Raw genomic sequence first — 7376 nt, forward strand, 5'->3', positions numbered from 1 at the left:
GCCCTCCCCGTTCGGCTTGCCGGCCAGCGGCGGCGGTGCCGTGGTCGCCTTGGCCACCTTCTGCTGGGTCTTGGCGTCCAGCACGCGCTTGGCCGGCGGCGTGGCGGGCTTCTCAACCACGGCCTTGCGGTCCTGCAGGTCGTGCAGCTTGGCGACCGCCGTGGCGGCGCGCTGGGTGGCTTCGGACAGGCTGTAGCCGTTGTCCAGGTAGCCCCGCTGCAGGACGACCGCCTCCTGGGCCAGTTCCTCGTCGAAGGACTCGCTGTTCTCGTCCAGCTCCGGGAAACGGGCATAGGTGTCGTTGAGCACCTGCTTGAACTCGATGCGCGCCTCGACCTCGGCCACCACGTCGCGCTCGGCGGCCGACTCGCCCTTGGCGGGGGCGGCAGCCGGCGCCATCGCAGCGAGAATCTGCGCCTGAATCTCGGCGGCCTTGGTCGGATCGCCCGCGATCAGCGCCTCGTTGGCCTCGGCCATGCGCGCCTGGATTTCCTCGGCGCTCAGCGGCTTGGGGCGCTGGGCCTCGGCCTGGGCGCTGCGCAGCTCGGCCAGCGCCTGCTCGGCTTCCTGGGCACGCTGTTCGGCCAGGCGCTGCTTGCGCAGGGCCTGATCGAGGCGCGACTTCGGGATGCGCGGCTCCTTCTCGGGCTTTACCGGCTCGTCTTTCTCAGGAGCCTTTTCTGGTTCCGCGTCAGCATCGTCCGGTTCAGCCTTTTCAGGTTCAGCGCCGTCGTCGCCGTCCCCGGCTTCATCCACTCGATCCCCAGCAGCACGATCAGCATCACCGGCATCATCAGCGGCATCACCAGCAGGCTGGCCAGCCGGCGCGTCCAGGTCCGCATCATTGTCCACCTCCGGGCTGTCGCCGAAATCCAGTCCTTCGGGCAGGTTGTCCTCGGTCTTGTCGCTGCCTGCGTAAAGGTCCAGTTCGTCTTCGTCCATCGGTTCTCCAGGGGTTACTTGCGGGGGGTCTTGTTATCGCGCTTGGCGGCGCTGCGCGCGGCCTCCATCTGCACCTCGCCCTGGAAGCGGGCGGTGGCGAGCTGGGACGCGGTACGCAGCTGCTCGCTCTGCGCGCGGGACTGGTGGGTGAGCTGGGCGAGCATGATGCGGGTCTGCAATTCCTCGCGCTTGAGGGTGATCTGCGACTCCAGGCGGTCGCGCTCGAGCTGCTGGTCGGCCGAGGCCACGCCGCCGGCCATCTGCTCGGCCTTGGCGGCGTTGAGGGCCGCGCCGCTGCGCAGGTTCTCGGCCTGAGCGACGAGCTTGTCCAGATCGGCCTTGGCGGTCTCGATGGCCAGCTGCTGCTGGATCATCATCATTTCCACTTCCTGCTCGGTCGGCTCGGCCTGGCCCAGCAGCTTCTGCACCTCGTCGGCCACCGCGTCGCGGTCGGCCAGGTTCGAGTGGCGGATGATGATCGGGTCCGGGATGGCGATGCCGTTCATGCGCATGTCCATCAGGTCGGCAAACTGCGTCTCGTCGAAGTTGTCACGGGCCGGCAGGCTGGTGATCACCAGGTCGTAGTCGCCACGGGTCACGTCATTGACCAGCTGGCCGGCGGCGTCGAGCTGGTTGATGTGGATTTCTTCCTCGGGCTTGCGCGGGTCGTAGTCGTAGGTGATGTGGATGATGCGTTCTTCGGTGTAGTAGTCCTGGATCAGCTCCAGAACCTTGCGGATCAGCAGGTGGCGGGTCAGGGCCAGGTGCTGGGTCGGCACCTCCATCTGCACCTGCCCGGCCTGGTTCTTGCGGTCCAGGGCCACCCCGGAGACGGTCGGCGAGGACACGCCGAGCATCCCGTCGTTCACGCCGCTGATTTCGCGAATGGCGATGTTGGCCTTCTCGCTGATGCGGTCCAGGCCGGTGGGCACGGTGTTGGGCTGAATCTTCTGCGGCGGCTCGCTGCCCCGCGCGTGGACCAGCACCAGGCCGGTCTCGGCGCCGCGCTGCTCCAGCTCGTCCTCGGTCATGTTGACCAGCGTGCCTTCCTCCACCGTCCAGCCGCTGTTGGCCGTGGTGTTGACGATGTGCAGCTCCTGGCTGCGAATCTTGTTCAGGTACTCCTGCGGCCCCACCAGGTTGCGCACCATGCCGAACGGCATCCCGCGCCGGAAATACGGGAAGAACGGCACGATGGTAAAGGTGCGGTACAGGGACCAGTCGTCATAGAGCTCGACCTGATCCGCGCTGACCGTCCAGCGCACGCGCCGGCCCGGGCGCTTGTGGACCATCAGGCCCATCTTCTTGGCGAAGGCCCGGGCGCGCGCCTCGTCCCACTCGCCGGGGGCTTCGGTCATGTCGCCGGTCTTGGGGTCGACCAGCATGGTCTCCATCGTCCACTGGTAATGCTGCCGCTCGATCACCCGCACCGAGCGGATGTCGCGGTTTTCCTCCAGCCCGACATGGGCGTAGCCGTAGCCGGTGTCCTGGCTGCCGAAGCTGTTTTCCTCGAAGCGCACGCTGTCGTAGCGGACGAACTCGCCGCTGGCCACCGCGTCCTTGATCGCGTCGGCCTTGGCCGCGCCGTACAGCCCCTTGATTTCATCCAGGCTCATCCAGCGGGTGACCATCACCTCGTTCCAGGTATCGGGGTCGTACTCCTTGGCGTCCGGGTCGAGCACCACAGTGGTCGGGTCCACGGCGGTGATCTTGACCTCACCCTGCAGGTGCTCGGAGAAGTCCATGCGCACGTCGAAGTAGCCACGGTCCTGGATCAGGCCGTCAGCGGCAACCAGCATCTGCACGTAGCGAAACAGGTTCGCGTGCAGGATCTGCATGGTCAGCTTGTTGAGCACCAGGGCGGTGTCGCGGGAGGCGTTGCGACGCGGCTTGAAGGCCACGGTCATGTCGCGGCGCAGCTGATCGCCCAGGGCGGTGTTGATCACCGCGAGGATCATGTTGAAGGTCAGGGCCGGGCGACCCTCGGCGTCCAGCTTGGCCTTGGTCTTCTCGTCCCAGTGGCCCTCGCCGGTGTAGAAGCCGTCGAAGCGCTTGGCCTGGACGATGTACTTATCGTGGCCATTGTCACGCGCCCGGATGTAGCGGGCGGTGTTGCGGCGGGCGGCGTCCGAGGCGGTGGTTTTGCTCACGGCGGCGAATCCTCAAGGGCGCCGCCTGCGCAGGAAAACCATCAGGTGTCTGAATTTTAACCGAAAATCAGGCCCACGTGCGCCAGGGCGTGCGGGGTTTGATGTGCTGCACCGTGGCCGGCAGCACCACGTCATGGGCGGTGCGCAGATTGACGTGCCAGCCCGGGATCGGGTGGTACTCCAGTGCCGTTTCGGTGAAGGTCACCCGCTCGTGAAGATAGCCGATCACGCTCAGGTGGTAGCCCGGCCGGGGCTTGTCCTGGGCATCGACGACGCCGGCGGTGCGCAGCGCCTCCTGCATCTGCTCGCGCGTGTCGGCTTTCAGGTAGTAGTCCCTCATGCGGCCCCCGGCAGGTAGCGAATGGAACGCAGGTGCCCCTGGCCGGCGGCGCGGATGCCGCTGTCCTCCAGCACCACGTTGACCCCCTCGTCGGCCTCCACCTGCAGGTGGCCCGCAGCGCCCCGCCAGGGGCCGTTGGCGGCGAACAGCTGGTCGGCGGCGCGGGTTACCTGGGAGCCATTGGTGGGGATGTAGCTGGTGGGCGTGTCGCCGGCCTCCAGCTGGAAGCCCCACACCTCCATGCCCGACACACCGTCGCCGGCGTAGGTCCGCGAACCGGCCTGGGTCACCTGGAAGTACGGCAGCACGTCGATGTACGGGATCGGCCCGGTGATGCTGACCCGATACCAGCCGCCGGCCAGCGCCCGCACCGTGCCGGGGCCATCGGCCAGGCCCGAGCCCAGCGAGTAGGTCACCTGGGCGTGGTCCTGCCCGGTGTAGAAGTCGGTGAAGGACGCACGCAGCGTGCGGTTGCCCACCATGCGCACGAAGAAGCTGAACGTGTAGGTCTGGGTGTAGTCCTCCACCGCCTGGTCCGGCGCCCAGGCCGCGCGGTGCTGGGCGGTGGCGGTGTTCTCAATGAGACGCAGGGCGGTGTTGGTGCCGTCCGGGGCGGTGTTCTGCGCCGCGCCCGGGATCAGGTTGCTGGCATACCAGCCGGCGGCCACGTCGAAATAGCTGGACGCGGTGATCAGGTTGGTGGCCTGCGGCTCGAGCAGCAGGCCCAGCGCCTCGCCCAGGTTGCTGTAGTCGAAGCGCGGCTGGTTCTGGTCCAGCCACTCGAACTGCCCCGCCGGGGTGAACCGGCCTCCCCCGCTCGGGCGGGTGAAGGTCGCCAGTTCATTGAGGCTCTTGAGCGTCAGGGCCATCGGGGCCTCCGGGAAAATTTGGCACTGTCAAATATTCTATCACGAAGCCAGATGGTCACGGGTCCGCTCCGCGTTGCCGGCCAGCCGGCGCAGCTTGTCCTTCCAGGATTTCTTCGGCGGCGGCTTGACCTCGCGGGGGCGGACCAGCAGCGACAACATCTGGCCGATCCACGCCATGGCGTCCACGCAGTCGTCATGCACGCCGGCCGGGAAGCGCATCATTTCCGCCACCAGCGCCGCCGTGGCGTTGCAGCCCTTGCGGAAGTACACCAGGCCCTGCTGCATCCGGCCCTGGATCGAGCGCGAGCGCGCCACCTTGTCGCGTTTGCCGGGGTTCAGTTCCTCGATATAGAAGCTGGTCAGGCGTTCCTCGCGGATGCGCTTGTCGAGGATCGGCCGGATGGCCATCTCGATGTGGCCCTTCTCGATGCCGGTGATCGCCGGGCGCCAGGTCTTGTAGACCTGGAGCATCTTGTCGATCAGCTCCAGGGTGCCCCAGTGCCCGCGCTGGATGTCCACCACATAGGTCCGATCGTGCTTGTCCACGCCGACCGTGACGCCCACCGAGAAGTCGTTCTGCTCCTTCTCGCCGATGGCCAGGTCCCAGGCGGTGTAGAAGTTCAGCTCGGAGTACGGCGGGATGTCCTGCGGCCCGTACCACTGGAACATGCCGGTGTTGAAGTAGTCGCCGTCCTCGGGGGTCGGGTTCTGCTGGTACAGGGCCTGCCAGTCGCGCGGACCCACGGCGCGCTTGATCTGCTCCAGGGCCTGGTGGTCGTAGCGCTCGGCGTGCAGCGGCTCGCCCTGTTTGCGGAACAGCTCGTCATGCACCGCCTGGGCCGGGTACTCGACCACCACCCACTCGTCGCCCTCGCCCTCGGCCATCTTCTTGAGCAGCCGTCCGGCCAGGTCGTCGTCGTGCCAGCGGGTCAGGATCAGCAACACGCCGCCGCCAGGGGCCAGACGGGTGTAGGCGGTCGAGGTGTACCAGTCCCACACCGCTTCGCGCTTCTGCGCGCTCTCGGCGTCCTCGCGGTTCTTGATTGGGTCGTCGATCACCAGCACGTGAGCGCCCCGCCCGGTGATGGGACCGCCCACGCCGGCGGCGGTATAGCCGCCACCCTTGGTGGTCAGCCAGGACTCGACCGACTGGCTGTCCTTGTTGACCTGGCAGGCCTCGAACACCGCCGTGAAGGCGGCGTCGCGCACCATGTCGCGCACCTTGCGCGAGAAGCCGTTGGCCAGGTCCGAGCCATACGAACAGCCGATGAACTCGTGGTGTGGGTAGCGGCCCAGGTGCCAGGCGGGGAAGGACCGCGAGCCAATCTCCGATTTCCCGTGCCGGGGCGGCATGAAGATCATCAGCCGCGGCGATTCCTTGGCCGCCACGGCGGCGCTGAACCATTCGAGCTTGTCGCAGATGTCCTTGTGGACCCAGCCGGGCTGGTAGGTCGCGTTGAAGCGCAGGATGAACGGCAGCAGGTGGTTCTTGGCCAGCTCGCGGCGGGCCAGCTCCTGGCGCGCCGCCTCGACGGCGTTGATTTCGCTCTCGGCCTGGGCCTGGGCCTGCTTCTGCGCCTCGATCTTGGCCAGCGCGCGCTTCTTTTCCGACTTGATCCGCAGGTGTTCGCGGCGCCGTGCGGCCAGCGGGTCCTGCTTGGGCGGCCCGTCCGGGGTGCGCTCCAGCGTCTCGGCCATGACCTTGGCCTGGGTGCAGTAGACACACAGGCCGGTGGACTGGATGAGTGTGGCGGGGTGTTCCTGCTCGCATTTCGGGCATTGCCGCATCACAAGCGGCCGCGAGCGGGTGTTGATCAACCGGGCGGCACCTCCTGGTACTCGCCGTCCAGTGCGGGGGTCAGGGATTCAAGCTGCAAGCCGGCCAGACGGACCAGCTCGGAAACGGGCAGATCGGCCAGCTGACGCGGGCTGACCAGCTTGGGCACGTCGGATTTGGGCGTTTCGCCCAGGCGGTGCAGCTTCACCAGCGAGTCGGTGGCCTTGACCATTTCCCCGGCGGTGCCGGCCAGGTGGTAGGCGCGCATGTACATCGCGTGGGCGTCCTCAAGCCCGAAGCTCACGCGGGGCAGCACCTCGCGCTCGAACTCGTCCTGGTAGTGCCGCAGGTAGGTCTGGAAATCCTCGTCGGCCTCCCACTTGCGGGCGGTGGCCGGCGCGCAGCCCGCCTCCTTCGCCGCAGCGGTGAGGGACAACCCGGAAACGCGCGCAGCCGCGTAAACCCGCTGCTGGCTGGTGACGCGAGGCAGGTCCACGGCGTGGGTTCGTTCGTCCGCTTCCATGCTCGCCAGTTGGGCGTCGATGTCCATGAGGGGTTTCGACATGCGAGAAGTTTGGCACTGCCAAATATCTATGGCAAGGCAACAAGCCCCTGGGGGATTTTTTCAGAAAATTTTTTGGGTTTGCAGAGGGTGAGCCGACCGACACGCGGGCATGGGTGCGTGCCGGCCGGCTCTTTGCGCAAGCAGGCGCAACCCTAGCCCCACCCACGGGGGGCCTCAAGTCGGGATGCCTGAAACGTGCGCCATTCGACCCTTGGCGAGGGCCGAGGGTCGCGGGGGACAGGGGGGTATGGGGGTCGCTGGTTAGGGACTCCCGAAAGGGATTCGGCTTCCGGTTCCGGTCGATTCCCGATTTCACCCCTTGGAACCTTGTTTCGGCCCCCCCGGGGGGCTTGGAGGACACATGAGCATCTTCACCAACCCGCTGCTGATCACCATCACCACCTCGCTGCGCAAGCGCGTCGACCAGTACCCCGTGTGTGTGCTGGGCATAACGGTTCATCGCAAAGGGGATCACGTGTTCTGCCATCTGCCCGATGGCGACACCTGGATCGGCAACTACGGGATGAGCTACGCCGAGCTGGAGCAGGCGCTCACCGAGTACATGGAGGACGTGGAATGAACGCGATCTTCCGTGACGCCAGGCAAGCAGTGGCCTGGAAGCAGCAGTACGAGGCCAAGGGTCTCGTCGTCACCCTGGAGGTGCGCGGCTCGCGCATCTTCGGGTGTGCAGAGAGGCCTGTGCGCGGTTGCACCCGCGCACAGGCCGGACGTT

General features: G+C 66.9%; 6 protein-coding genes and 1 pseudogene. 1 reads left to right on the forward strand and 6 read right to left on the reverse strand.

Going from position 1 to position 7376, the window contains the following annotated elements:
- From AS93_RS0116540 to AS93_RS0116565, 6 genes and pseudogenes are all read right to left on the reverse strand, one after another.
- Positions 1–942 (reverse strand): annotated as a pseudogene (locus tag AS93_RS0116540) (hypothetical protein); the annotation flags it as partial.
- A 14-nt stretch (positions 943–956) separates the two neighbouring features.
- Positions 957–3092, reverse strand: coding sequence for a hypothetical protein (locus AS93_RS19640; protein ID WP_051587519.1), 2136 nt, complete (start codon positions 3090–3092; stop codon positions 957–959).
- Positions 3093–3159: 67 nt separating this feature from the next.
- Positions 3160–3432: a hypothetical protein gene (locus AS93_RS0116550; protein WP_027591629.1), complete on the reverse strand. Its 273-nt coding sequence runs from the start codon at positions 3430–3432 to the stop codon at positions 3160–3162.
- Positions 3429–4301, reverse strand: a complete 873-nt coding sequence (locus AS93_RS0116555; protein ID WP_027591630.1) for a hypothetical protein — start codon at positions 4299–4301, stop codon at positions 3429–3431. Before AS93_RS0116555 ends, AS93_RS0116550 begins: the two co-directional genes overlap by 4 nt.
- Positions 4302–4340: 39 nt before the next feature.
- On the reverse strand, positions 4341–6119 hold the full coding sequence (terL, locus tag AS93_RS19645) for a phage terminase large subunit (protein ID WP_051587520.1): 1779 nt from the start codon (positions 6117–6119) through the stop codon (positions 4341–4343).
- Positions 6116–6643 carry a hypothetical protein gene (locus AS93_RS0116565; protein ID WP_155956178.1) on the reverse strand — a complete coding sequence of 176 codons (528 nt, stop codon included), beginning with the start codon at positions 6641–6643 and terminating at the stop codon, positions 6116–6118. Before AS93_RS0116565 ends, terL begins: the two co-directional genes overlap by 4 nt.
- 361 nt (positions 6644–7004) lie before the next feature.
- Here AS93_RS0116565 and AS93_RS0116570 point away from each other — a divergent pair, with 361 nt between their 5' ends.
- Positions 7005–7223: a hypothetical protein gene (locus tag AS93_RS0116570; protein ID WP_027591632.1), complete on the forward strand. Its 219-nt coding sequence runs from the start codon at positions 7005–7007 to the stop codon at positions 7221–7223.
- The last annotated feature ends 153 nt before the right edge of the window (positions 7224–7376 follow it).

It is taken from the genome of Pseudomonas sp. RL (genome assembly GCF_000647775.1).
Taxonomy (GTDB): domain Bacteria; phylum Pseudomonadota; class Gammaproteobacteria; order Pseudomonadales; family Pseudomonadaceae; genus Serpens; species Serpens flexibilis.